This is a genomic window from Streptomyces canarius (assembly GCF_014650735.1).
GTDB lineage: Bacteria > Actinomycetota > Actinomycetes > Streptomycetales > Streptomycetaceae > Streptomyces > Streptomyces olivaceoviridis.
The window spans coordinates 419,667-443,262 of sequence record NZ_BMVN01000002.1; the positions used below are offsets into that span (position 1 = coordinate 419,667).

Genomic DNA, 23,596 nt, shown 5'->3' on the forward strand with positions numbered 1-23,596 from the left:
CCCACGACCACGGCCCCCACCCTCACAGCACCTTCGCCAGGAACGCCCGGGTCCGCTCCTCCCGCGGAGCGCCCAGCACCTCGTCCGGCGCCCCCCGCTCCACGATCCGCCCGTCGGCCATGAACACCACCGTGTCGGCGACCTCCCGGGCGAACGCGATCTCGTGCGTGACGACGATCATCGTCGTCCCCCGCGCCGCCAGGTCCCGGATGACGTCCAGCACCTCCCCCACCAACTCGGGATCGAGCGCGGACGTCGGCTCGTCGAACAGCAGCAGCTTCGGCTCCAGCGCGAGCGCCCGCGCGATGGCCACCCTCTGCTGCTGCCCGCCGGACAGCTGCCGCGGATAGGCGTCGGCCTTGTCCCCGAGCCCGACCCGTTCCAGCAGCCGGTGCGCGCTCTCCACCGCCGCCTTCCGGGGCCGCTTCAGCGCGGACACCGGGGCCTCGACGACGTTGTCCAGGACGGTGAGGTGCGGGAAGAGGTTGAAGTTCTGGAAGACGAACCCGATCCGGGTTCTCTGGCGGAGCACCTCGCGCTCGGGCAGCTCGTACAGCCTGTCCCCGGTCCGCCGGTACCCCAGCAGGGCGCCGTCCACGCTGATCTCGCCCCGGTCCACCTTCTCCAGGTGGTTGATGGTCCGCAGCAGCGTGGACTTGCCGGAGCCGGAGGGGCCGAGCACGACGGTGACCTCACCGGCGCGCACCTGGAGGTCGATGCCCCGGAGCACGTCGAGCGAGCCGAAGCTCTTGTGCACCGACCTGATGTCGACCATGACGCTCATCGCGCGAGTTCCTTTACGAGTGAGCCGCTGAGGAAGGCCAGCACCGCCCGGGCGGTCGCGTCGTTCTGCCGGAACGCGGGCCCGCCGGTGCGGGGGCGGGTGAAGGCGCCGGGGGCGCGGGTGTCGGTGTACGGACCGAGCGCGAAGCGCCGGGGGTGCGGGCGTCCGGCGCGGTCGAGGACGCGGCCGTCACCAGGGTCGACGCGGAGCAGCCCGTCGGGGGTCTCGGCCGCGCCGTCGGCGTGCAGTTCGCGCAGCAGGCTGTCCCGGGCGCGCCGGACGGTGGGCGCGGGCAGCCGGGCCTCCACCAGCGCCCGGGCCTCGACGGAGAAGCCCGGCACGGTGGGGCTGGTGGCCCGGAACACCCCGTCCTCGGCGGTGACGGCCATGCCGGCCCCGACGAACCGGAGCAGTCCGGCCCGGGACAGCGCGAGCATCTGCCGCAGCCGGGGTCCGGGTGGCCCGGACGCCAGGTAGCTGAAGAACCCGTGCCACCAGGACCCGACGTCCCCGAGCCGCACCAGCTGCCCGTAGACGGAGAGCAGCCCGAGGAACACCCCGAGGTCCGGGCTGTGGGCGGGGTCGTGACGGCGTCGCAGGTCGTCCTCGATGTAGTCCCTGAGCCCTTCCTGGAAGTCGTCGTGCGAGGCGTACCGCACGCCGTCCAGGGGGTGGTCGAGCGCGGTGAGGTCGAGCCGGTCGGCCGGGTCCGGTACGGCGGCGGCGACGAGCGCCCGGGTCTCGTCGGGGCCGCCGGCCGCCGCGTACTTCTCCTCGAAGTCGGCCCAGGCCATCGCCGTACGCCCGGGGTGGGCGGTGAACAGCCGGTGGTAGTGGGCGAAGCCCAGCTCCTTCTCGACCAGGGGCCACACATCGCGCCGGAAGTCGAAGCCCGCGGGCCGGGCCAGCAGCTCCGCCACCTCGGCGGGGCCGAGGAAACGGGGCAGCGGGGGCCGGTCGCCGGTCCAGTCGTAGCCGATCTTCGAGTGGTACGGCACTCCGCGCCGCGAGCCGACGTACAGCACCGGCTCCCGACCCGAGGGACGGTACGTCTCCCCCTCGTACCGTCCGCCGCGCCCCTCGGTGAGCAGCACCATCAGGTCGACGAAGGCCAGCCCGAAGCCGCGGACGAGGACGGGCTCGCCGGGCGCCAGGGCGGTCAGGTCGCTGTCGGCGGTGAAGTCGGGCGGCAGGTGCACCAGGCCGTGCTCGCGGGCGTAGGCGGCCAGCTCGTTCTGCTCGGCGTCGAGTTCGCTGTCCAGGTGGCCCAGGGTGAGGATCACCAGGTCGGCCGGGAGCGGGTGCGGACGGCCCTCCAGCCACACCCGCTGGCGGCCCTCGCGGGGGCCGTCGACCCGCAGGGCGCGGTGGGGGTGGTGGTGGACGGTGACGTTCGGGGGCAGGTCGGCGACGGCCCGTTCGTACACCCAGCGCAGATAGCGGCCCTGGAGCTGCCGGTCGGGGAAGGTACGGCCGTCCAGCCGGGCCCACTCGTGCAGCGTGGGCCCCTCGCGCACCGGGCCGGCCATGGCCACCGTGTCGTCGGTGAACATGGTGACGTCCTCCGCCTGCGAGTTCATCCACAGCAGCGGCGACTGCGCCTGCCGCCATATGCGCCCGCCGCCGGGCGGGTGGGGGTCGACCAGGTGGATGTCGAGGCCCGGACCGGCGTACAGCTCGGGCGCGTTGGCGGCGAGGCGTTCGAGGAGGCCGGTCCCCCGCGGCCCGGCTCCGACGACGACCAGTTGCTGCCTCATCGGGCGTTCTCCGTGCCGCGCGCGTAGTGCTTCTCGACGAACGTCTGGGCGATGCCGAGCAGGGTGGTGACGATGGCGTACCAGAGGGTGGCGACCATCAGCAGCGGGATCACCTGATAGGTGCGGTGGTAGATCAACTGGGCGGAGAACAGCAGGTCGTTGACGGCGATGACGCTGACGATCGAGGTGCCCTTGAGGGTGCCGACCAGCATGTTGCCGGCGGGCGGCACGATGGCGCGCATCGCCTGCGGCAGCACGATCCGCCGCCAGCGCCGCCAGCGGCTCAGACCGAGCGCCTGGGCGGCCTCGATCTGCCCGCGGTCGACGGAGAGGATGCCGCCGCGCACGACCTCGGCGGCGTAGGCGGCCTCGTGCAGGGTGAGGCCGATGATCGCGACGGCGACCGGGGTGAGCAGGTCGACGGTCCGCACACCGAAGGCCCGCGGGTACAGCGCCCCGATGTTGAACCACAGCAGCAGCTGCACCAGGATCGGGATGGACCGGAACAGCCACACGTATCCGAAGCTGACCGCTCGCAGCACGGGGTTGGCGGAGAGCCGGAACGCGGCGAGCAGGGTGCCGAGGGCGAAGCCGAGGACCATCACGACCGCGGTCAGCCACAGCGTGAGCCACAGCCCGCGCAGGACGGAGTCCGAGGTGAAGTAGTCGCCGACCACGTCCCATTGGAAGGCCTCGTTGCGCAGGACGGAGTTGACGGCGAGCCCGAGCAGCGCGAGGACGACGACGGCCGCCGCCCACTGGCCGTAGCGGCGCCGCGGGACGATCCGCGGGGCGTCCGCGGGCTCGGGTGTGTCCGGGACGGTGGGGATTTCGGCGAGGGTGTCCGATGACATGAAGGCTCCGTGACGCGCGTCGTCGAGGACGCGCCGGGTCGTCAGAACGGGTGGTGCCTTCACACAGGAGCGCGCCGCGCGGCGCGGACACGGCCGAGCCCCTCAGCAGGGCCGTGCATCGAGAGTACGGTGCCGTTTCCGTCCGCTGTCAAGGTTGTCCAGACTGTGAGCAGTACATCTCAAGTCGGTTGACGCGGAACCGGATGCCTGTTCCACTTGGCCCATGCATCCACAGCAGTGGCTGGTCACCCGCTCCCACATCGACTTCGGTCGCGTGTGGTCCTCGTCCTGTTGAGCTGACCCCCTGCTCCCGCCCGCCCTCCGGGCGGGCCTGCTCGCGTTCTCCCGCCGGTTCCCGGCCTGTTCTCCGCCTTCACACGCGCACCCCTCCCCCTCGCGTTTCCGCACACCCTCCCGCCTCAGGAGACCGCTACCCGATGCGCACGCCCGCTTATCGCCATTTCATGCCCTTTGTCGCCATCTCCTCGGCCGCACTGCTCCTCACCGCCTGCGGCTCCGGGTCCGGTGACCCGGGCGGCACGGACGCCTCCGGGGTGGCGGCCAAGGCCGACGAGGTGCCCACCACGGACGTCGTCTCCGCCGTGCGCAAGGACGACGCCGCGGCGAAGCTGCTGCCCGCCGGCACCACGAGCCTCACCGTCGCGGTCAGCGTCGGCGGCACCCCGCCCGGCACCACCTACCTCGCCGACGGCACGACCCTGACCGGCCAGGACGTCGACTTCACCCAGGCGGTCGCCCGGGTGCTCGGCATCAAACTGAAGATCGAGCAGGCGAGCTTCGAGGCGATCCTGCCCGCCCTGGACAGCGGCAAGTACGACTTCGGCGCGAGCAACTTCGGCGTCACGGACGAGCGCCGCAAGACCATCGACTTCGTCACCTACGTCAACGACGGCCAGGGCTTCGCCACCCGCGAGGACAGCAGGCTCCCGAAGATCACCGACCTGAAGCAGCTGTGCGGGCTGAACGTCGCGACCGGCGCCGGCACGACGTTCGAGGCCACGCTGGAGGCCGGCGAGCACGTGTGCGCCGACGCGGGCAAGAAGGCGTACCGGGTGCAGACGTACGCCGAGTCGAGCGCGATCTGGTCCTCGCTCCAGCAGGGCCGCAGCGACGTCGTGATGTCCACGATCAACGGTCTGCGGTACGCCGTGGCGCACCAGCGGGGCCTGAGGTTCCTCAACGAGTACCACCGCCTGGACGTCGGTTTCGCCTTCAAGAAGGGCACGAAACTGGCGCCGGCGTTCCAGGCGGCGGTGAACGGACTGCTGTCCGACGGCACCTACGACAGGATCCTCAAGAAGTGGGGCACGACGGGTTCCGCGATCGAGGAGTCCCGTGTCAACCCGCCGGAGCCGAAGGGCTGACGCATTCCCCTCCCGGACGTCAGACGAGCAGGTCCTTGTGGGAGAAAGCAGCAGCGGGTCACTGGAGACGCAGTTGTCACCGATCTTCGATTCGTGGTCGGTCGAGTCAACAACCGTCGCACGGGCAGCAGCAGTCGCAGCCGTCGCAGGGACAGTCGCAGCCCCGGCAGCAGCCCTCCCGCTTCTTCCGGGACCACGGCCCCTCGTACTCCTCGGCGCAGCACATCTTGCAGGTGCAGCACAGCGCGAAGAACATCCCGCAGCCCGCCCAGAAACCGCGCCGGCCCTTGACCGGCTCGGGCGGCGGCCCGAAGCCGCCACCGCCCCCGCCGGGAGAACCGCCGCCGGCGTACGGATTGCCCGGGAGGGGAGCGCCGGCGCCGTACGGGTTGCCGCCGCCGTACGGCTGTCGCGGCGCTCCGGGACCGTACGGCCCCGGCTGCGTCCCCGCGTCGTAGGACCCCCGCGGCCCCCCGTGCCGATCGGCCGCGCACCCCGGTGCCGCCCCGAAGGCGCGGGCCGCCGAGCGGCGCAGTTCGTGGACGAGGAGGAGGTGGACGAGCCGGCCGTCGCGGAACTCGGCCTCCCGGAGGGCGAGCCGGATGCCGTGCAGGGCGTCCTCGGCGAGCCGGCGCGCCTCGGTGAGGGGCGTGCCGGTGGCGGTGAGCGGGTTCCAGGCGCCCGACTCGGCGTCGGCCCCCCGGTCCTCCACGGCGTCCAGCAGGTGGGCGAGCCGGCCGAAGAGCCGCCCGGCCTCGGCCAGCGGCCCGGCGTTGTCCGGCCGCCCGGCCAGCACCGCGGTGTGCGCGAAGGCCGCCGCGGTCGCGCTCTCGGTCGGCTCGGTGACCGTCAGCAGGGGGGTGCCGGGCCCGGCCAGGGCCTCGACGCCGGGCTGCCGGTCGACGGCGTCGACGAGGACGCCGGTGTCGAAGCCGACCGCCGCCCCGCCGCGCTCCCCGGCCCGGCCCCAGTTCGCGGCGATCCGGCGCGCGGCGGCGGCGACCGGCGCGCGCGCCAGCAGTCCGTCCCGGTCGGCGACGTGGTCGCGCATCTTCGCGGAGGCGAGCACGAGGGAGACGGCGGCGGCGAGCCGCGCGCCCTCACCCTGTGCGACGGACGCGGTCCGCATGCCCCGCAGCGCGCACGGCCCGGCCGTACGGCGGGTGCCGCTCAGCGGGCCGGTCTGTGCCTCGGTCAGGACCGAGAGGAGAAGCCCGTCATAGTTCGTCACGATCCGTGCGAACTGACCGTGGTCGCGGCGCAGGGCGAGGCACAGCCCGCACAGGTGCGCCATCCAGTCCTCCCTGAACCGCTCACCGAGCCGGTGGGCGCAGGGCCTGACGATTCCGAACACGACATCCCCCGTACTGTGATACGACGTTGGCGTTCACCCGTACGCACCGTGCATCACCCGTCCACCGCAGACAATCATATTTCACTCTCAGTCAGCAGCCGTATGAGTCTCGCCCCTTGGGGCACAAGGACTCTCGACGGATCCGCTGTGCACCAGTACCGTCACAAACCCCCCGCGCGGCGTCTATCCACTTGGCGCGCCGTCCGCATCATGGATGACCATAGGGATGCGGAAAGCAAGAAAGACCGCTGTGAGAGGAGGCGTCCATGGGATCGGTACGCAAGGCGAGTGCGTGGCTCGGCCTCGTCGACGACAACGATGACGAGCGCTACTACGACGACGACTACTCCGAGGGCACCGAGTCCGGGGACGCCTGGGTCACCGACCCCCGGGTGAAGGTGGCCACGGACACGGCCGAGGACAAGGGCCGCCGGATCGGCACGGTGACCCCGGACAGCTTCCGGGACGCCCGCGCCATCGGCGAGCTGTTCCGGGACGGCGTCCCGGTCATCATGAACCTCACCAACATGGAGCCCGGCGACGCCAAGCGGGTCGTGGACTTCGCGGCGGGGCTCATCTTCGGTCTGCGCGGCTCGATCGACCGCGTCTCGAACCGGGTGTTCCTGCTCACCCCGGCCGACACCGAGATCATCAGCGGCGAGGCGTCCGCCCACCGCTCGGACGGCTTCTTCAACCAGAGCTGAGGCGGGGCCGCCGCACCGGCCCCGCCTGCGCACCGGGGCTCACCGGAAGGCGTCGAGCCCGGTGAGCGCCTTGCCCAGCACGAGCTGGTGCATCTCGACGGTGCCCTCGTAGGTGAGCACCGACTCCAGGTTGGTCGCGTGCCGCATCACCGGGTACTCCAGGGAGATCCCGTTGGCACCGAGGATCGTCCGCGCCGTACGGCAGATCTCGATGGCCTCGCGGACGTTGTTGAGCTTGCCGAAGCTGACCTGCTCGGGACGCAGGCGGCCGGCGTCCATCCGCCGCCCCAGATGGTGGGCGAGCAGGATCCCCTTGTGCAGTTCCACCGCCATGTCGGCGAGCTTGGCCTGGGTGAGCTGGAAGCCGCCGATGGGCCGCCCGAACTGCTCCCGTGACCCGGCGTAGTCGAGGGCCGCCTCGAAGCTGCTGCGCGCGGCGCCCATCGCGCCCCAGACGATGCCGTAGCGGGCGTGCGACAGGCAGCTGAGCGGTCCGCGCAGCCCGGTGACCTCCGGCAGCACGGCCGTGGCGGGCAGCCGTACGTCGTCCAGGACGAGTTCGCTGGTGACGGAGGCGCGCAGGGACCACTTGTGCTTGATCTCCGGTGCCGAGAAGCCGGGGCTGTCGGTGGGGACGACGAAGCCGCGGATGCCCTCCTCGGTCTGCGCCCAGACGACGGCCACCCCGGCGACGGAGCCGTTGGTGATCCACATCTTGCGGCCGCCCAGCACCCAGTCGTCGCCGTCCCGCTTCGCGTGGGTGCGCATGGAGGCGGGGTCGGAGCCGTGGTCGGGCTCGGTCAGCCCGAAGCAGCCGATCACCTCGCCGGCCGCCATGCGCGGCAGCCACTGGAGCTTCTGCTCCTCGCTGCCGAACCGGTGGATGGCGTACATCGCGAGGGAGCCCTGCACGGAGACCAGCGACCGGATGCCCGAGTCGGCCGCCTCCAGCTCCAGGCAGGCCAGGCCGTACTGGACGGCGCTCGCGCCCGCGCAGCCGTAGCCGGTGAGGGACATGCCGAGGGCGCCGATCGAGCCGAGTTCGCGCGCGAGGTCCCGGATGCCGGGCAGTTCGCCCTTCTCGTACCAGTCGGCGACGTACGGCAGCACACGGTCGGCCGCCCACGCGCGGACGGTGTCCCGGACGGCCAGGTCCTCCGGCTCCAGCAGGTCGTCGATCCCGAGCGGGTCGGCGGCATCGAACGGGGGCAGCTTCGCGGACGCGGACATGGAACACCCTCCGGAACACGGGACGTCACACGGGACGTCGGCAAAACTAGCAACGCTAGTTACGGCTCTCCGGCCGACGTTACGGTGCAGTGTCCCGCACGTCCAGAGGAGGTCAGGCGGTGACCCGCGGCTTCCCGGCCACCGCCTCCGCCTCGCGCGGCGACGGCAGCGCGGGCTCGCCGCCCGCCGGTTCGCCGCCCGCCGACTCCCCGCCCGCCGGCTCCTCGCCGCACTGCATGAGCCACGGCAGCCGCAGTGCCATCACCGCGCCCAGCAGCAGCAGGCCCGCGCTCGCCAGCAGCGTCACATGCAGTCCGTGCACGAAGGAGTCCCGCGCGGCACGGCGCAGCGCGGTCCCGGCCGGGCCGCCGAGCCGTCCGGCGACCTCGTAGGCCTCGCCGAGCGAGTGGCCCGCCGCGTCCGAGGCGGGCCGCGGCACGCCCGGCACCGACCGCAGCCCCGGCGCGTAGGCCGCGTTCATCACGCTGCCCAGCAGCGCGATGCCGATACCGGCCCCGAGCTGGTACGACGTCTCGCCGATCGCCGCCGCGCCGCCGGCCTGGTCGGCCGGGGCCTCGCTGAGCATCGACTCGTAGGCCCCGAAGAGCGTGGTCTCCAGGCCGAAGCCCAGCAGCACGAAGCCGGCCAGCAGCAGCGTCGGGTCGTCGGTGCCGCCCATGCCCGTCAGCGTCAGCACCGCCGCCGCCGTCAGGCAGAAGCCGAAGCACACCATGCGGCGCGGTCCGAAGCGGCGCAGCATGCGCGCCCCCGCGAGGCCGGCCGCCATCGCGGCGAGGGTGAGGGGCAGCAGCCTCAGGCCGGTCTGCAACGGGGACAGGCCGAGCACCAGTTGCAGGTACTGGGCGGCGATCAGCTCCAGGCCGACCAGCGCGAGCATGGCCAGCACGATGCAGCCCACCGAGGTGCTGAACGCGGTTCGGCGGAACATGCGCAGGTCCACCAGCGGATGCGGGAGCCGCCGCTGGCGCCGTACGAAGAAGAAGAGGAGGGCGGCGCCGGTCAGCAGCGGCAGCACGGTGAGGGGGCCCGCGGTCGCCTCCCCGCCGCCGAGCCGCTTCACGCCGAAGACCACGCCGAACAGCCCGGCCGCCGCCATCAGCGCGCCGGTCACGTCCCAGGGGCCCTCGCGGTCGCCCCGGGACTCGGGCAGCAGCATCCGGCCCACCGGCAGGCTCACCAGCATCAGCGGGATGTTGACCAGGAAGACCGCGCCCCACCAGAAGTGCTCCAGCAGGAAGCCGCCGAGCAGCGGTCCGACCGCCGCGCCGACCGCCGCGACCGCGCTCCAGACGCCGATGGCGAGGGCGCGCTCGCGCCGGTCGGGGAAGACCTGGCGCAGGATCGACAGGGTGGCCGGCATGATCATGGCGCCGCCGACACCGAGCAGCGCGCGGGCGGCGATGAGCGTCTCGGCGGTCGGCGCGAACGCGGCCACGGCGGAGGCGACCCCGAAGAGGGCGTAGCCGAGCAGCAGGACGCGTCTGCGGCCGACCCGGTCGCCGAGGGTGCCGAAGAGGATCAGCAGCGAGGCGCAGACCAGCGGGTAGACGTCGACGATCCAGAGCAGTTCGATGGCACCGGGCTTGAGGTCCTCGGTGACGGCGGGGACCGCCACGTGCAGCACGGTCGCGTCGAGCGCGACGAGCAGCAGGCTGACGCAGAGCACGACGAGGACGACCCAGCGGTTGGCACCTGCCCCGGGGGCCCGACGGCGTGACCGGACGGCAGCCGTGGTCGTCCCGGACATGTACGTACCTCCCAGATGCTCCCTCGTGCGGGGCGGACCGACGGGGCGGGGACCCCCTGTCGTACGGCCGGAGAGAAGCGGTGTCTGCGGCCCGCGCGAACCCACTCGGGTGACTCGTCACAGTACGCGAGTCCGCCGCGCGGTCACGTGGCGGACCTCTCACCCACCGGAGGGAACCCGTGTGGCGTACGCCACGTCAGCCCCTCTTGACCCTGACCCTGGCGAGAGGTCCGGTGGAGCGCGCGGTCGATAATCGAGCCCGTGACCGATCTCGCGACGCGCGTGGCCCCGCCCCGCGCCCCTCTTCCATGCCGGGCGGCCCCGGCCCTGCTGGGCTACGCGGCCGTCCGCGCCCTGGGGCTGGTGGTGCTGGCGGTGTGGAGCGCCGCGCGCGGCAAGAGCGCGCTCACCTTGCTGACCGCGCGCTGGGACTCGCTCTGGTACACGCGGGTCGCCGAACTGGGGTACGGCTACGAGGTGCGGCTGCCGAACGGGGACGTCCACTCCAACCTGGCCTTCTTCCCGTTGCTGCCCTGGCTGGAGCGGCTGCTGCACGCGGTCACCCCGCTGTCGTACGCGGGCGCCGGGTTCGTGGTGAGCCTGGTGGCCTCGCTCGCCGCCGCGGCCGGGATCTTCGCGGTCGCGGACCGGGTGTACGGCCCCCGCGTCGGGGTGTGCGCGGTGCTGCTGTGGGCGGTGCTGCCGGTCGGGATCGTGCAGTCGATGGCGTACAGCGAGTCGCTGTTCACGGCGCTGGCGGCCTGGTCGCTGTACGCGGTGCTGACCGGGCGGTGGGTGAGCGCGGGCGCCCTGGCGGCCCTGGCCGGGCTCACCCGGCCGGTGGGGGTGGCGGTGGTCGCGGCGGTGTGGGTGGCGGGCGTGGTCTCGTTCGGGCGAGAGCGCGGCGCACAGCACACGCCGGGCGCGCACCATGACGGACACGCGCCCGCGCCCGCCCCCGGCGCGTCCGGCACCCCGTACGCCCCCGGCCGGCGGCGCGCGCTCGGCATGCTGCTCGCTCCGCTCGGGGCCGCCGGCTACGTCCTCTGGGTCGGCCACCGCACCGGCGAGGGTCCGCTCGGCTATCTGGACGTGCAAGCCGGATGGCGCAACGGGTTCGACGGCGGCTACGCCTTCGCCCGCTTCGTGGCCGACAAGTTCACGTCATTTCCGTCCGCTCTCGCCGGCCTCGGCCTGATCGCCGGGGTGGCCCTGCTCATCTGGCTGTACGTCACCGGGGTCCGCGCGCGCCAGCCGGTCGAACTGCTGGTCTACACGGGCGTCGTGCTCGTCCTCGCCCTGTGCGCGTCGAGCTACTTCGGCTCCAAGCCGCGGCTGCTGATGCCCGCGTTCCCGCTGCTGCTGCCGCTCGCCCGCGCCCTGGCCCGGCCGCGCGTGCCCCGTTCGGCCCTGCTCACGGCGGGGTTGGCGGTCGCGGCGGCGGTCTACGGGGCGTTCTGGCTGAACGGTTCCGGCCCACCATGATCGACCGGGGCCGTCCGATGACGCCCCGGAGAATTCCGCGCCAGGACCGGGTTAACACATTCATAAGCGCCGCATAAACAACACCCGGCATGATCAAAGGAATTGGCCCGATCGGACTCACAGGATTGCGGAATGCCGGGAATTCGGCCCGCCCTTGAGAGGTTTCCCACATCACATCGTCATCACAAAGACGCTGTTTCGACCGGGAACACCGCTCACTCGCTGTAACGTCGATTGGGTGCGTACCGAACGAAACCTCACCCGGCGTCTGGACCGGGTGTTCGCCAGGCTGGACCGTGAGCCGGAACGACCGGCCCACATCGATGTGCCGAGGATGAGCCGGCACCGGGTCGTTCTGTTCTCCGCGACCCTGGCTTTCTACCTGGCGATCGTGTGGGCCGTGGTGACGACCTCCTGGCTGGTCCGGCTGGACTGGCAGGTCATGTTCTTCCGGCCGTACCAGCAGTGGCCCGAGATCCACGCGTTCCTCGACTACTACGTGGTGCTGGGCCAGCGCGGCCCCACCGCCGTGATGGTCGCGGCCTGGCTCGGCTGGCGCTCCTGGCGGCAGCACACCCTCCGCCCGCTGCTCACCCTGGCCACCTCGCTGCTCCTGCTGAACATCACGGTCGGCGCCGCCAAGCTCGGCATGGGGCGGCTCGGTCCGCACTACGCGACCGCGATCGGCTCGAACGAGATGGGCCTGGGCGGCGATATATTCCCCAGCGGCCACACCGCCAACGCGGTGGTGACCTGGGGAATCCTGGCGTATCTGGCCTCCACTCCGACGGCGCGCCGCTGGCTGTCGGCCCTCTCCGCGGTCACCTCGCTCGGCGTCGGCCTCACCACCGTCTACCTCGGTACGCACTGGCTGAGCGACGTGCTGCTGGGCTGGGCCGCCGGTCTGCTGATCCTGCTCGCCCTGCCCTGGTTCGAGCCGTTGATCGCCAAGGCCGAGCTGTCGCTCTTCGACCTGCGCGACCGCCTGCGCGCCCGCCGCGGCCTGCCGGCGCCCGAACCGGCCGTGCCGGTCACGCCGGTGCTGCTGGGGCCGCGCAACCTGCCGGCCGAACAGCCGACGCCGGCCCGCGAGCCGGCGGCCTCCACCCGGTCCTCGCGGGGCCTGGCGCACCTCGCGCCCGGACCGCACACGGCCCGTTCGGAACGCACCCCGGTCACCCCGGCGGGCAGCCGCCGCCCGCCGCACGCCGACCGCCTCCCGCGCGGCACGTCCCAGCCGGCCCGGCCGCTGACCGGCGGCTGACGGCCCACGCCGGCACGGGGTCCGGTACGCACCACCGCCCCACGCCGCGACGAAGGCCCCGCTCCTGTTCCGGAGCGGGGCCTTGCGCGTATCCACCTCGGGAACGGGCGGTCAGCCCTTCCAGGCGCGGGCCACCCGGCCGTCCCGTACCTCGAAGTTCAGCCGTCCGGCCCGGTACTCCATGGTGATGATCGCGCCCGGCGGCAGCGACCGCACCGTCGACCAGCCGCGCTGCCGCGCGAGCCGTTCGGCGTGCGCCGCGTCGAGGCCGACGTACCCGTCCGGGCTGTCCTGGGGCTCCGCTGACGGAGTGGGAATCGGTGCCATGCGGCCACGCTAGGCCGCAACCGGCGGTGACGGAAGCCGGGCACAGACGGGTAAGGGCCGTATCCGGTTCCCGTCACACTTCTGTCACAGCCCCCGCGATCCCGTTTCGGCCACGGTCACATCATCGTCAGCCACGGCGAGTGTCACACGAACGGGGGTTTCCGTTCGGCCCGCCGGGGTAATCGAACAGAATTCACGCGTGTCGGAGGGGCGCTCCGAATTACCCGGCGGAAAGTGCCGCAGTGGGGATCCGGGCGGCCCGGGGCCGCGATTGTCCGCGCAATCCGCAGCGGCCCGGCGGCGGCTGACGCCACGTAGGAAATTCACGGATTCAGCACACAATCACCGGCCCCCCTGCCGGAGCACACGCCCGGAGAGTCCCAGGACGGCGGCTCGCGGGTGCGCGTGCCGCGGGCTGAAGTCCCCCGGGCCGGCCCCGGCACCGGCCGACCATTCGCGGTGCGCCCGGAGCAGCGGGAGCAGGCGCGACAGGCGTGCCGCGGTCTCCCACCCGGGCCCGAGTCCGCCCGGGGACGCGGAGAGCCGCTGCCCCCGGTGGGGCAGCGGCTCTCCGCCTGCGGGCCGGGCTCAGAGCGCGAGGCGCTGCCCGGGCACGATCAGGTTCGGGTCGTCGCCGATGACGGCCTTGTTCGCGGCGTAGATCCGCTGCCAGGTGGTGCCGTGCCGGGCCGCGATGGTGCTCAAGGTGTCGCCCTGGCGGACGGTGTAGTCGCCGCCGTGCGGGGCACCATGGTGCGGGGTGGCCGCGGGGCGTTCCGGCGCCTTCGCCGGGGTGGACCGGGTGGGGGCGGACTTCGTCGTCGCGCCGCTGGTGCGGTTCGCCGTACCGGAGGAGCCGGTGCGGGCCGCCGCCGGGGCGGCGCCAAAGGCCCCGGCCCGGCCCGAGCAGACCGGCCAGGCGCCCCAGCCCTGGGCCTGCTGGACCCTGGTGGCGACGGCGATCTGCGCGCTTCTGGAGGCCTGGTCGGCCGTCGGGGCGTAGGCGGTGCCGCCGTACGCGCGCCAGGTGCCGGCGGAGAACTGGAGCCCGCCGTAGTAGCCGTTGCCGGTGTTGATGTGCCAGTTGCCGCCGCTCTCGCACTGGGCGATGCGGTCCCACACCCCGTTGTCCGCCGCGGCGGCGTTGCCGGTCGCGGCCAGCAGCCCCAGCGGGGCCAGCAGGGCGGCTCCGGCGAGCGCGGCCGTCGTGCGGCCCTTGCGGGCGCCGTCGGGACGGGTGGTGTTGCGGGTGGTATCGGCACACTCGGACATGTAGTTCCCTCTCCACGAACCCGGGCTCCCCCAAGGCGGAGCGCGGCTCACCGCGTAGGACCGCGGTTCCTCGCGCCCGCCCCGCCCGCCGTGACCGGTGTCGGCGATCCTGCGCTGCCTGGTGCCGGTCGGCGGACGTACCCGAGCGGTGCTCGTTGCACACGGCGGAGGAATGTAAGGAGGGTGAGCGCCGGGAATCAACCAACTCGCCGTCGTTCCAGGCCACTTGCGTGTTACCTCGGGTATCGGCGATTTTCGGCCACCCACTACATGCGTTGATTTCCTGATTTGTCGACCATCGACCGACGCTCGCTGTGACCCACTTCACCTCGTCAAGTTCCTTGACGGCGAATGGAGTTGACAGTGAGTGTTCGATTCCGCACCCCAGGTGACCGTATGCGCGGGAAGGTGCGAACCAGTCGTCCCCGGGGCGTGACCACCACCACAGGACGCCCGTTGTCTTCTTCATGAGCCCGGAACCCCGGGGCTCATCGGCCGGGAGCCACCCGGCCGACCCAGCACCGCATCCCGAGGGAGCCACCCGTGCCGCGCATGCTCGACGTCAGCGACGCCGTACGCGCCGAGATCGGCGACGAAGAAGCCGACCGGCTGCTCGCCGGAGAGAACGCCCCGGGCAGTTACGACTGCACGTCCTGTCGCACCCCGGGCGACTCCGAGCAGGAGCGCACCAGCACCGTTCTGTTCGTCGGCGACGAGACCGCCGTCCTCGCCTTCGCCCACGCCAGCTGTCTGCCCTCGCAGGTCGTCCAGGTGACGGAGGAACAACTCCAGGGCGCCGTCCGCTCCATCGGCGCCGTCGGCGGCGACCCGGCCGGCGGTGAGCCGCGCACCTCCGTGCCCGAGCAGGCGGTGCTCGGCGTGACCAGCGGGCTCGTCCTGGTCGACGGGGAACTGCACCCCGCGCTCGTCGTCGAGCCGACCTCACCGATCGTCCGTCCGGGCACCACCGGGACGGGCGACGACTTCCTGCCGCTGCTCATCGAGCAGGGCTTCATGCCGGTGGCCGAGCTGGCGTCCGTCCCTCCGGTGCTGCACGGCTGGTCGGTCCTGCTGGCCGTGGGCCAGCTGCACGCGGTGCTTCAGCCGTCGGCGGCCGGCGGGCAGCCGGTGGCCTGGTGGCAGGCGCACCAGCCGCTCCAGGTGACCGACAGCTGGCGGGCCGCCGCGAACAAGCACCAGCAGGTGCTGATGTTCGCCGCGCCGGTCGGGTCCATCGGGCGTCAGCCCCGGGAGGACCTGCTGCGGGACGCGCTGGACAAGGCCGCCGCGTGCGGCAGGCTGGTCGCCGCGGCACTTCCCCTCGCGGGCACCTGAGCCCCGGTGAGCCGTCCGGCCGCATCTCTTTCCGGTTACGGTCGTTTGGACATACGTGCACGCATACGACACTCCTCCCCGCCGGTCCTTCTCCTCCGTGCCGTCCGCCCGGGCGGCACACGAGCCGTCCGGCGGGTCCTCGGCCACGCCGATCTACGACTCGCTCTACGCGGAGTGGGTCAGGACCTTCCGCACACTGCCGGGGGACCGCAGCGGTGAGGAGGAACTGGGGTTCAGCGCCTTCGGGGACTTCCCTGACGGCACGGGTACGTACGGCGGGCACCGGGCGGGGTCGTTCAGCAGCTCCTACAGCGCCTACAGCGCGGGGGCCTACAGCGCCCGGCAGCAGTCGCAGTGGCAGCGGGTCGGCACGCTGGGCCGGCAGCACGAGACGGGGATGCAGCACGTGCCGGCCGCGGCCGCCCTGCCGCCGGGGCCGCGCCGGAGTGCGTGACGGGCACACGGACGAGGAGGGCGGCCCCGGAACACCGGGACCGCCCTCCTCGTCGTACCGCCGTTACTTCTTCTTCGCACCACGCTTCTCGCGCACCCGCACCGAGATGTGGATCGGGGTGCCCTCGAAGCCGAACTCCTCGCGCAGGCGGCGCTCGATGAAGCGCCGGTAGCCCGCCTCGATGAAGCCGGAGGCGAAGAGCACGAACCGCGGGGGCTTGGTGCCGGCCTGGGTGCCGAACAGGATGCGCGGCTGCTTGCCGCCCCGGACGGGGTGCGGGTGGGCCGAGACCAGCTCGCCGAGGAAGGCGTTCAGCCGGCCCGTGGGGACGCGCGTCTCCCAGCCGGCCAGCGCCGTCTCGATCGCCGGGACCAGCTTCTCCATGTGCCGGCCGGTGCGCGCCGAGACGTTGACCCGGGGCGCCCAGGCGACCTGGCCCAGCTCGGTCTCGATCTCCCGCTCCAGGTAGTAGCGGCGCTCCTCGTCCAGCGTGTCCCACTTGTTGAAGGCGATGACCATCGAGCGGCCCGCCTCGACGGCCATGCTGATGATCCGCTGGTCCTGCACGGAGATGGACTCGGAGGCGTCGATCAGCACGACGGCGACCTCGGCCTTCTCCACGGCGGCGGCCGTGCGCAGCGAGGCGTAGTAGTCGGCGCCCTGCTGGAGGTGGACACGCTTGCGGATGCCGGCGGTGTCCACGAACTTCCACGTCTTGCCGCCGAGTTCGATGATCTCGTCCACCGGGTCGCGGGTGGTGCCCGCCAGCTCGTTGACGACGACGCGCTCCTCGCCGGCCACCTTGTTCAGCAGCGAGGACTTGCCGACGTTCGGGCGGCCGATCAGGGCCACGCGGCGGGGGCCGCCGATCGCGGTGCCGAAGGACTGCTCGGGGGCGTCCGGCAGGACCTCCAGGACGGCGTCGAGCATGTCGCCCGTGCCGCGGCCGTGCAGGGCCGAGACCGGGTGGGGCTCGCCGAGGCCCAGGTTCCACAGGTAGGCCGCGTCGGCCTCGCCGCTCGGGCCGTCGACCTTGTTGGCGCACAGCACGACCGGCTTGCCGGCCTTGCGCAGCAGCCGGACGACCGCCTCGTCGGTGTCGGTCGCGCCGACCTTGGCGTCGACCACGAAGACCACCGCGTCGGCCGCCTCGATCGCGTACTCGGCCTGGGCGGCCACGGAGGCGTCGATGCCGAGGACGTCCTGCTCCCAGCCACCGGTGTCGACGACCTTGAAGCGGCGGCCGGCCCATTCGGCCTCGTAGGTGACGCGGTCGCGGGTGACGCCCGGCCGGTCCTCCACGACCGCCTCACGGCGGCCGATCATCCGGTTCACCAGTGTCGACTTGCCGACATTGGGGCGGCCGACGACGGCGAGCACGGGCAGCGGGCCGTGGCCCGCCGCCTCGATGGCGCCCTCGACGTCCTCGATGTCGAAGCCCTCTTCCGCGGCGAGCTCCATGAACTCCGCGTACTCGGCGTCGCCGAGAGCCCCGTGCTCGTACTCGTGCTCGGCCGAGCCGTCGGGCTGGATGTCGTCGTTCATGAAGTCCGTACCTCGTCGTTCATTCGTGGTGATCGGTGGAACGAGCCCCCGCGGGGGCTGATCCACTACTCAAGTGTCGCCCGGCGCCCGGTCAGGCGCCTGGCGTTTTCCAGGTGGCTGGTGAGCTGCTTGCGGATGCGCTCGGTCGCCTCGTCCAGCGCCTTGCGCGTACGCCGCCCGCTGCCGTCGCCCGCCTCGAACGGGTCGCCGAAGACGACGTCGACGCGGGAGCGCAGCGGCGGCAGCGCCTTCATCAACCGGCCGGGCCGCTCCGCGCTTCCCAGGACGGCCACGGGGACGATCGGCGCCCCGCTGCGGACCGCGAAGTAGGCCAGCCCGGCGCGCAGCGAGGCGAAGTCGCCCTCGCCCCGGGTGCCCTCCGGGAAGATGCCCAGCACTCCCCCGGCGGCCAGCACGTCGAGGGCCTGGCCTATCGCGGTGCGGTCGGCGGCGGCGCGGTCCACCTTCAGCTGGCCGATGCCGGTCAGGAAGGGGTCCAGCGGGCCGGTGAAGGCTTCCTTCTTGATCAGGAAGTGCGTCGGCCGGGGTGCCACGCCCATGACCATCGGGCCGTCGATGTTGTGGGAGTGGTTCACCGCGAGGATCACCGGGCCGGTGGCCGGCACCTTCCAGGCGCCGAGCACGCGTGGCCGCCACAGCCCGTACATCAGGCCGACGCCGATGCGCCGCCCGATCTCGGCGCCCCGCTCCGACGCGACCGGCGGACGGCTCACTTCCCGGCCCGCTTCTCCTCGACCAGGGTGACGACGCACTCGATGACCTGGGCGAGGGTGAGCTCGGTGGTGTCCACCTCGACCGCGTCGTCGGCCTTGGCGAGCGGCGAGGTCTTGCGGCCGGAGTCGGCCGCGTCCCGCTTGATCAGGGCCTCGCGGGTGGCGTGGACGTCGGCGCCCTTCAGCTCGCCGCTGCGGCGGGCCGCGCGGGCCTCCGGGGAGGCGGTGAGGAAGACCTTCAGGTCGGCGTCCGGCAGGACGGTCGTACCGATGTCCCGGCCCTCGACCACGATGCCCTCGTCCGCGCCGGCGGCCAGGGAGCGCTGCAACTCGGTGATCCGGGCGCGCACCTCGGGCACCGCGCTGACCGCGCTGACCTTGGAGGTGACCTCCTGGGTGCGGATCGGGCCGGCCACGTCGACGCCGTCGACCGTGATGGTCGGGGCGGCCGGGTCGGTGCCGGAGACGATCTCGGGCTTGCCGGCGACGGCCGCGATGGCGGTCGGGTCCTCCAGGTCGATGCCGTTGGTCACCATCCACCAGGTGATCGCCCGGTACTGGGCACCGGTGTCCAGGTAGCTGAGGCCGAGCTGTGCGGCCACGGCCTTCGACGTGCTCGACTTGCCCGTGCCAGAGGGACCGTCGATAGCGACGATCACGGGCTTGGCGGTCGGGGCGGCGCCGTTTTCCACGGGAGGGCACCTTCCTGGTGAAGGGTGGTGAGCGGGGTCCGGGACGCGAGGGCGCCCCGCACAAGGTTACTGGCTCGCGGGAGGCGCCCTCACCGGGTGTTACCGGCGCAGCGCCCAGCCCCGCTCGCGCAGTGCCTCCTCCAGCACCGGCACCGCCTTCGGTTCGACGCTCAGCTGGACCAGACCGGCCTGCTGCCCGGTCGCGTGCTCGATCCGGACGTCCTCGATGTTGACCCCGGCCCGGTCCGCGTCGGCGAAGATGCGGGCCAGCTGGCCGGGCTGGTCGTCGATGAGGACGACGACGGTCTCGTACGCGCGCGGGGCGCTGCCGTGCTTGCCGGGTACCCGCACCTGGCCGGCGTTCCCGCGGCGCAGCACGTCCTCGATCCCGGCGACGCCCTCGCCGCGCTTGGCCTCGTCGGAGGATTGCAGGGCGCGCAGCGCCCGGACCGTCTCGTCCAGGTCGGCGGCGACGTCGGAGAGCAGGTCGGCGACCGGTCCCGGGTTGGCGGACAGGATGTCGATCCACATGCGCGGCTCGGAGGCGGCGATCCGGGTCACGTCCCGGATGCCCTGCCCGCACAGCCGCACGGCGGCCTCCTCGGCGTGCTCCAGGCGCGCGGCGACCAAGTTGGACACCAGGTGGGGCATGTGGGAGACGAGGGCCACCGCGCGGTCGTGGGCGTCGGCGTCCATCACGACCGGTACGGCCCGGCAGTGCGAGACCAGCTCCAGGGCGAGGTTGAGCACCTCGGTGTCGGTGTCCCGGGTCGGGGTGAGCACCCAGGGTCGGCCCTCGAAGAGGTCGCCGGTGGCGGCCAGCGGGCCGGACTTCTCGCGGCCGGACATGGGGTGCGTGCCGATGTACGCGGTGAGGTCCAGCCCGAGTGCCTCCAGCTCGCGGCGGGGGCCGCCCTTGACGCTGGCGACGTCCACGTAGCCGCGGGCCGCGCCCCGGCGCATGGCGTCGGCGAGGATCCGGGCCACGTGGGCGGGCGGAGCGGCCACGATCGCCAGGTCGACCGGGCCCTCGGGGGCCTGGTCGGTGCCGGCGCCCAGGGCGGCGGCCGTGCGGGCCTGCTCGGGGTCGTGGTCGGCGAGGTGGACGGTGACGCCGCGCTGGGTGAGGGCCAGGGCGGCGGACGTGCCGATGAGGCCGGTTCCGATGACGAGTGCGGTTCTCACTGGGCGATGTCCTTGCGCAGGGCCGCGGCGGCGCCGAGGTAGACGTGGGCGATGTCGGCGCGGGGCTTGTCCGACTCGATGTGCGCGAGGACGCGCACGACGCGGGGCATGGCGCCCTCGACGTCCAGTTCCTGCGCGCAGATCAGGGGGACGTCCACGATGCCGTGCTTGCGGGCGGCGGCGGCCGGGAAGTCGCTGTGCAGGTCGGGGGTGGCCGTGAACCAGATGCTGATGAGGTCGTCGGCGGTCAGCCCGTTCCGCTCCAGGACGGCGGTGAGCAGGGCCCCGACCCGCTCCTGCATGTGACCGGCCTCGTCCCGCTCCAGTTGGACGGCCCCCCGGACCGCTCGTACCGCCACGGTGCTGCTCCTCGCTGACATGCGTGTTCCGTTCTTGGTCCGTCCAGCGTAGTCAGCCCGCGCGGGACGGGCGCGCGCCGCTCGCCCGCTGAGACGATGCGAGAGTTCCGGTATCCACCGATATGCACTTCTGTACGGAGGTCTGACATGACCCAGCCAGCGACACGGCGGACAGTTCTCGCCACGGGCGCCGGTGCGATCGCCCTGGGATGCGTGGGGTGCGGCGCCGGGAACGGCGGTGAGGCCACGTCGTCGGCGTCGTCGGCGTCGGCGGCGTCGTCGGCGTCGTCCCCGAGCGCGCAGGAGGCGGCCACCGACGGGAAGGCGCTGGCGAGGACGAGTGACATCCCGGAGGGCGGCGGCAAGGTGTTCAAGAAGGAGAAGGTGGTGGTCACCCAGCCGAAGAAGGGTGACTTCAAGGCCTTCTCGGCGATCTGCACGCACCAGGGCTGCACGGTGAACGCGGTGGCGGACGGCACCATCGACTGCCCCTGCCACGGCAGCAGGTTCCGCATCGACGACGGCTCGGTGGCCCACGGCCCCGCGACCAAGCCGCTGCCCAAGCGGTCGATCAAGGTGAACGGGAAATCCATCCACCTGACCTGAGGGTGCCGCGTACGCTCCGGGGATGCAGCCGCACGACCTCGTACGCGACCACACGGTCTACGCCTGTGTCATGGGCTCCCGCGCCTTCGGTCTGGCCACGGACGCCAGCGACACCGACCGGCGCGGGGTGTTCCTCGCGCCGACCCCCCTGTTCTGGCGGTTCGAGAAGCCGCCGACGCATGTCGAGGGGCCGGGCGAGGAGCGGTTCTCCTGGGAGCTGGAGCGGTTCTGCGAGCTGGCGCTGCGCGGCAACCCGAACGTCCTGGAGTGCCTGCACTCCCCGCTGGTGGAGCACATGGACGACACCGGCCGCGAGCTGCTGTCCCTGCGCGGCGCCTTCCTGTCCCGGCAGGCGTACGACACCTTCACGCGGTACGCCCTCGGCCAGCGCAAGAAGCTCGACGCCGGCATCCGCGCGACGGGCGCCCCGCGCTGGAAGCACGCGATGCACCTGCTGCGCCTGCTGATGAGCGCCCGGGACCTGCTGCGCACCGGCGAGCTGGTGATCGACGTCGGTGAGCGGCGCGAGCGCCTGCTGGCGGTGAAGCACGGCGAGGTGCCGTGGGCGGAGGCGGAGGCGTGGATGGTCCGGCTGGCGGCCGAGGCCGAGCAGGCCCTGCGGGGCAGCCCGCTGCCGCCGGAGCCGGACCACGCGCGCGTGGCCGCGTTCCTGTACCGGGTGCGCCGGGCCTCAGCCCTCCAGGCGGAGCCGGACCACCAGGTCGTGCAGGGCGTCCTGGGCGACGGCCGCGTCGGGCAGGGCTGAGCCGGCCTGCGCCTCGTCCAGCAGGGTGTGCAGCCGCTCCACGTCGGCCTCCACGCGCGCGTGGTCGACGTCGGCCTTGCCGTGCTCCCGGTCCCGCTTGGCGGCGATCAGCTCGGGCAGGTAGCCGGGAGCGCCGACCTCGTCCAGCAGCGTGGGCAGATGGGCCTGGACCTCGCCGCTGCGCAGGAGGTGGATGCCGGTGAGCAGCACACGGAAGGTGTAGAGCAGCGGTTTGAGTTCGCCGGTCTTCTCGAACAGCCGCCACTGGGTCACCGCGAACCCCCGGTAGTGGTGGGCGTGGTGGCTGGTGAGGACACCGGGGGCGAGGGCGGCCAGCTCCCGGTGGGCCTCGGATGTGTGCACGACCAGGGGCGAGAGCAACTGCTCCAGCACATAGCCGTTGCGGCGGAGCATCAGCCGTGCGAACTTGCGCAGGTCGTGGGTGACGAGGTCCAGCTCGACGCCGTACCGGACCCAGGTCCGCGAGCGGGTCTCCTCCGGCTCGCGCAGTCCGACGAGGTCGGCGGCGGGGAGCAGGTGGACGCCCCGCAGGTCCACGTCGGAGTCCTGCGAGGGGAAGCCGTACAGGTGGGCTCCCGAGACGGTGGCGAACAGCAGTGGGTCGGGCTGTTCCGCGACCACCGGGGCCAGGTCTATGTCGAGGTCGTCGATCATGGGCCTAAGCGTCCCAGAGCGCTCCCAGGGCCAACAGGTCGCCTCGGTACTCGATCCGCTCCGCCCAGTCGGCGGGCCAGGCCCCGGCGCCCAGCCAGGCGCCCGCGAAGGCGCCGGTGAGGCAGGCGATGGAGTCGGAGTCGCCGGCGGTGCAGGCGGCCCGGCGCAGGGCGGTGACGGGCTCGTCGGGGAAGAGCAGGAAGCACAGCAGCCCGGTCGCGAGGGCCTCCTCGGCGATCCAGCCCTCACCGGTGGCCAGGCAGGGGTCGGTCTCCGGGGAGACGGTCCGGGCGGCCTCCTGGAGCCGGCCGAGGATCTCCAGGCACTCGTCCCAGCCGCGCGCGATGAACTGCTCGGGTCCGGGGTCCTGCGAGCGGGTCCACAGGTCGCCGAGCCAGGTGTGGTCGTAGCGGGTGCGGTTCTCCAGGGCGTAGGAGCGCAGGTGCCCGACCAGTCCGGCCGGGTCGGTGCCCCGGGCGAGCAGGTGGACGGCGTGGGCGGTGAGATCGGAGGCGGCCAGCGCGGTGGGGTGGCCGTGGGTGAGCGCGGCCTGCAACTGGGCGGCGCCGGCGCGCTGTTCGCCGCTGAGCCCGGGGGCGAGCCCGATCGGGGCGACCCGCATGTTGGCGCCGCAGCCCTTGGAGCCGATCCGGCTGGCGTCCTGCCAGGCCCGGCCCTCCGTCTCGAGCAGATCGCACGCGGTCAGGCAGGTGTTGCCCGGGGCCCGGTTGTTCTCGGGCGACTGGTACCAGTCCACGAACTCCTCGCGCAACGGCCGCTCCAGACGCTTCGGCGCGAGGGGGCCGCGCTCCATGGCGGTGGCGAGCGCGCGTCCGACGGCGAGGGTCATCTGGGTGTCGTCGGAGACTCGGGCGCGCCGGGACAGCTCCAGCTCCCGCCAGGGCCCGAACATCGACAGGATCAGCGGCACGGTCTTGAACTCGGTCGGGAAGCCGAGGGCGTCCCCGAGGGCGAGGCCGAGGAGTGCTCCGGTCGCCGGCTGCTTGGGCATATGCGTCGTCCCCCTTTATCGTCACCATGACAATAAAGGGGGACGGTGA

The 23,596-nt window shown here is 72.7% G+C and carries 23 protein-coding genes; 8 read left to right on the forward strand and 15 right to left on the reverse strand.

The genetic code is table 11. The features are described 5' to 3' along the window. Nucleotides 1-22 precede the first annotated feature (22 nt). From IE294_RS04415 to IE294_RS04425, 3 genes are read right to left on the reverse strand one after another with little or no spacing between them, the layout of a single operon-like run. Nucleotides 23-784, reverse strand: coding sequence for an amino acid ABC transporter ATP-binding protein (locus tag IE294_RS04415; protein ID WP_306433324.1), 762 nt, complete (start codon nt 782-784; stop codon nt 23-25). Further along, nucleotides 781-2,541 carry an FAD/NAD(P)-binding protein gene (locus tag IE294_RS04420; RefSeq protein WP_189882444.1) on the reverse strand — a complete coding sequence of 587 codons (1,761 nt, stop codon included), beginning with the start codon at nt 2,539-2,541 and terminating at the stop codon, nt 781-783. Before IE294_RS04420 ends, IE294_RS04415 begins: the two co-directional genes overlap by 4 nt. Beyond that, complete coding sequence (locus tag IE294_RS04425; protein WP_189882446.1) at nt 2,538-3,395, reverse strand: amino acid ABC transporter permease; 858 nt, start codon at nt 3,393-3,395, stop codon at nt 2,538-2,540. Before IE294_RS04425 ends, IE294_RS04420 begins: the two co-directional genes overlap by 4 nt. Nucleotides 3,396-3,859: 464 nt before the next feature. On the opposite strand from IE294_RS04425, the gene IE294_RS04430 reads away from it, so the two are divergent. Next, on the forward strand, nt 3,860-4,780 hold the full coding sequence (locus IE294_RS04430; protein ID WP_373315776.1) for an ABC transporter substrate-binding protein: 921 nt from the start codon (nt 3,860-3,862) through the stop codon (nt 4,778-4,780). Between the two features lie 106 nt (nt 4,781-4,886). Here the strand turns inward: IE294_RS04430 and IE294_RS04435 are convergent, their stop codons facing one another. After that, nucleotides 4,887-6,134, reverse strand: a complete 1,248-nt coding sequence (locus IE294_RS04435; RefSeq protein WP_189882450.1) for a DUF5685 family protein — start codon at nt 6,132-6,134, stop codon at nt 4,887-4,889. Between the two features lie 266 nt (nt 6,135-6,400). Here IE294_RS04435 and IE294_RS04440 point away from each other — a divergent pair, with 266 nt between their 5' ends. Then, nucleotides 6,401-6,838, forward strand: coding sequence for a cell division protein SepF (locus IE294_RS04440; protein ID WP_103812297.1), 438 nt, complete (start codon nt 6,401-6,403; stop codon nt 6,836-6,838). A gap of 39 nt (nt 6,839-6,877) precedes the next feature. Here the strand turns inward: IE294_RS04440 and IE294_RS04445 are convergent, their stop codons facing one another. Both IE294_RS04445 and IE294_RS04450 read right to left on the reverse strand, forming a co-directional pair. Then, the gene (locus tag IE294_RS04445) at nt 6,878-8,068 is read right to left on the reverse strand and encodes an acyl-CoA dehydrogenase family protein (RefSeq protein ID WP_189882452.1); all 1,191 of its coding nucleotides are present in this window, start codon (nt 8,066-8,068) and stop codon (nt 6,878-6,880) included. Nucleotides 8,069-8,180: 112 nt separating this feature from the next. Continuing rightward, nucleotides 8,181-9,836, reverse strand: a complete 1,656-nt coding sequence (locus IE294_RS04450) for an MFS transporter (protein WP_189882454.1) — start codon at nt 9,834-9,836, stop codon at nt 8,181-8,183. A 261-nt stretch (nt 9,837-10,097) separates the two neighbouring features. On the opposite strand from IE294_RS04450, the gene IE294_RS04455 reads away from it, so the two are divergent. Together IE294_RS04455 and IE294_RS04460 are read left to right on the forward strand one after the other, a co-directional pair. Then, a complete protein-coding gene (locus IE294_RS04455; RefSeq protein ID WP_189882456.1) occupies nt 10,098-11,321 on the forward strand; it encodes a glycosyltransferase family 39 protein in 1,224 nt (407 codons plus the stop codon). A gap of 238 nt (nt 11,322-11,559) precedes the next feature. Next, nucleotides 11,560-12,585, forward strand: a complete 1,026-nt coding sequence (locus IE294_RS04460) for a phosphatase PAP2 family protein (protein WP_189882458.1) — start codon at nt 11,560-11,562, stop codon at nt 12,583-12,585. Between the two features lie 111 nt (nt 12,586-12,696). Here the strand turns inward: IE294_RS04460 and IE294_RS04465 are convergent, their stop codons facing one another. Both IE294_RS04465 and IE294_RS04470 read right to left on the reverse strand, forming a co-directional pair. Continuing rightward, nucleotides 12,697-12,912, reverse strand: a complete 216-nt coding sequence (locus tag IE294_RS04465; RefSeq protein ID WP_014671811.1) for an I78 family peptidase inhibitor — start codon at nt 12,910-12,912, stop codon at nt 12,697-12,699. A gap of 588 nt (nt 12,913-13,500) precedes the next feature. Beyond that, nucleotides 13,501-14,184 (reverse strand): LysM peptidoglycan-binding domain-containing protein, encoded by a 684-nt coding sequence (locus IE294_RS04470; protein WP_189882460.1) that lies wholly within the window; start codon nt 14,182-14,184, stop codon nt 13,501-13,503. Between the two features lie 543 nt (nt 14,185-14,727). Between IE294_RS04470 and IE294_RS04475 the strand changes: the two genes are divergently transcribed. Both IE294_RS04475 and IE294_RS04480 read left to right on the forward strand, forming a co-directional pair. Then, complete coding sequence (locus IE294_RS04475) at nt 14,728-15,519, forward strand: DUF8842 C-terminal domain-containing protein (protein WP_189882462.1); 792 nt, start codon at nt 14,728-14,730, stop codon at nt 15,517-15,519. Nucleotides 15,520-15,574: 55 nt separating this feature from the next. Further along, nucleotides 15,575-15,973: a hypothetical protein gene (locus IE294_RS04480; protein ID WP_014671814.1), complete on the forward strand. Its 399-nt coding sequence runs from the start codon at nt 15,575-15,577 to the stop codon at nt 15,971-15,973. A 63-nt stretch (nt 15,974-16,036) separates the two neighbouring features. Here IE294_RS04480 and der read toward each other — a convergent pair whose 3' ends face one another. From der to aroH, 5 genes are all read right to left on the reverse strand, one after another. Next, entirely contained in the window at nt 16,037-17,518 is a 1,482-nt protein-coding gene (gene der / locus IE294_RS04485; protein ID WP_189882464.1) for a ribosome biogenesis GTPase Der, read from the reverse strand. Between the two features lie 65 nt (nt 17,519-17,583). Further along, nucleotides 17,584-18,291, reverse strand: coding sequence for a lysophospholipid acyltransferase family protein (locus IE294_RS04490; RefSeq protein WP_373315777.1), 708 nt, complete (start codon nt 18,289-18,291; stop codon nt 17,584-17,586). Beyond that, nucleotides 18,249-18,944, reverse strand: coding sequence for a (d)CMP kinase (gene cmk, locus IE294_RS04495; RefSeq protein ID WP_189882468.1), 696 nt, complete (start codon nt 18,942-18,944; stop codon nt 18,249-18,251). The genes IE294_RS04490 and cmk overlap by 43 nt, the downstream gene beginning before the upstream one ends. 99 nt (nt 18,945-19,043) lie before the next feature. Further along, a complete protein-coding gene (locus tag IE294_RS04500) occupies nt 19,044-20,129 on the reverse strand; it encodes a prephenate dehydrogenase (RefSeq protein ID WP_189882470.1) in 1,086 nt (361 codons plus the stop codon). Further along, entirely contained in the window at nt 20,126-20,488 is a 363-nt protein-coding gene (aroH, locus tag IE294_RS04505) for a chorismate mutase (RefSeq protein ID WP_189882472.1), read from the reverse strand. The genes IE294_RS04500 and aroH overlap by 4 nt, the downstream gene beginning before the upstream one ends. 147 nt (nt 20,489-20,635) lie before the next feature. On the opposite strand from aroH, the gene IE294_RS04510 reads away from it, so the two are divergent. Next, entirely contained in the window at nt 20,636-21,094 is a 459-nt protein-coding gene (locus tag IE294_RS04510) for a Rieske (2Fe-2S) protein (protein ID WP_189882474.1), read from the forward strand. Between the two features lie 22 nt (nt 21,095-21,116). Continuing rightward, nucleotides 21,117-21,860, forward strand: a complete 744-nt coding sequence (locus IE294_RS04515; protein ID WP_189882476.1) for a nucleotidyltransferase domain-containing protein — start codon at nt 21,117-21,119, stop codon at nt 21,858-21,860. Here the strand turns inward: IE294_RS04515 and IE294_RS04520 are convergent. Further along, on the reverse strand, nt 21,786-22,535 hold the full coding sequence (locus IE294_RS04520) for a nucleotidyltransferase domain-containing protein (RefSeq protein WP_189882478.1): 750 nt from the start codon (nt 22,533-22,535) through the stop codon (nt 21,786-21,788). The two genes, IE294_RS04515 and IE294_RS04520, sit on opposite strands and share 75 nt — an antisense overlap. Before the next feature lie 4 nt (nt 22,536-22,539). Continuing rightward, on the reverse strand, nt 22,540-23,547 hold the full coding sequence (locus IE294_RS04525; RefSeq protein ID WP_189882479.1) for an ADP-ribosylglycohydrolase family protein: 1,008 nt from the start codon (nt 23,545-23,547) through the stop codon (nt 22,540-22,542). Nucleotides 23,548-23,596 lie beyond the last annotated feature (49 nt).

What these genes read in the sequence shown, in the direction of transcription:
- IE294_RS04415 (WP_306433324.1), bottom strand. Translation starts at nt 784, where the DNA reads ATGAGCGTCATGGTCGACATCAGGTCGGTGCACAAGAGCTTCGGCTCG.
- IE294_RS04420 (WP_189882444.1), bottom strand. Translation starts at nt 2,541, where the DNA reads ATGAGGCAGCAACTGGTCGTCGTCGGAGCCGGGCCGCGGGGGACCGGC.
- IE294_RS04425 (WP_189882446.1), bottom strand. Translation starts at nt 3,395, where the DNA reads ATGTCATCGGACACCCTCGCCGAAATCCCCACCGTCCCGGACACACCC.
- IE294_RS04430 (WP_373315776.1), top strand. Translation starts at nt 3,860, where the DNA reads ATGCCCTTTGTCGCCATCTCCTCGGCCGCACTGCTCCTCACCGCCTGC.
- IE294_RS04440 (WP_103812297.1), top strand. Translation starts at nt 6,401, where the DNA reads ATGGGATCGGTACGCAAGGCGAGTGCGTGGCTCGGCCTCGTCGACGAC.
- IE294_RS04445 (WP_189882452.1), bottom strand. Translation starts at nt 8,068, where the DNA reads ATGTCCGCGTCCGCGAAGCTGCCCCCGTTCGATGCCGCCGACCCGCTC.
- IE294_RS04450 (WP_189882454.1), bottom strand. Translation starts at nt 9,836, where the DNA reads ATGTCCGGGACGACCACGGCTGCCGTCCGGTCACGCCGTCGGGCCCCC.
- IE294_RS04465 (WP_014671811.1), bottom strand. Translation starts at nt 12,912, where the DNA reads ATGGCACCGATTCCCACTCCGTCAGCGGAGCCCCAGGACAGCCCGGAC.
- IE294_RS04470 (WP_189882460.1), bottom strand. Translation starts at nt 14,184, where the DNA reads ATGTCCGAGTGTGCCGATACCACCCGCAACACCACCCGTCCCGACGGC.
- der (WP_189882464.1), bottom strand. Translation starts at nt 17,518, where the DNA reads ATGAACGACGACATCCAGCCCGACGGCTCGGCCGAGCACGAGTACGAG.
- IE294_RS04510 (WP_189882474.1), top strand. Translation starts at nt 20,636, where the DNA reads ATGACCCAGCCAGCGACACGGCGGACAGTTCTCGCCACGGGCGCCGGT.
- IE294_RS04515 (WP_189882476.1), top strand. Translation starts at nt 21,117, where the DNA reads ATGCAGCCGCACGACCTCGTACGCGACCACACGGTCTACGCCTGTGTC.
- IE294_RS04520 (WP_189882478.1), bottom strand. Translation starts at nt 22,535, where the DNA reads ATGATCGACGACCTCGACATAGACCTGGCCCCGGTGGTCGCGGAACAG.
- IE294_RS04525 (WP_189882479.1), bottom strand. Translation starts at nt 23,547, where the DNA reads ATGCCCAAGCAGCCGGCGACCGGAGCACTCCTCGGCCTCGCCCTCGGG.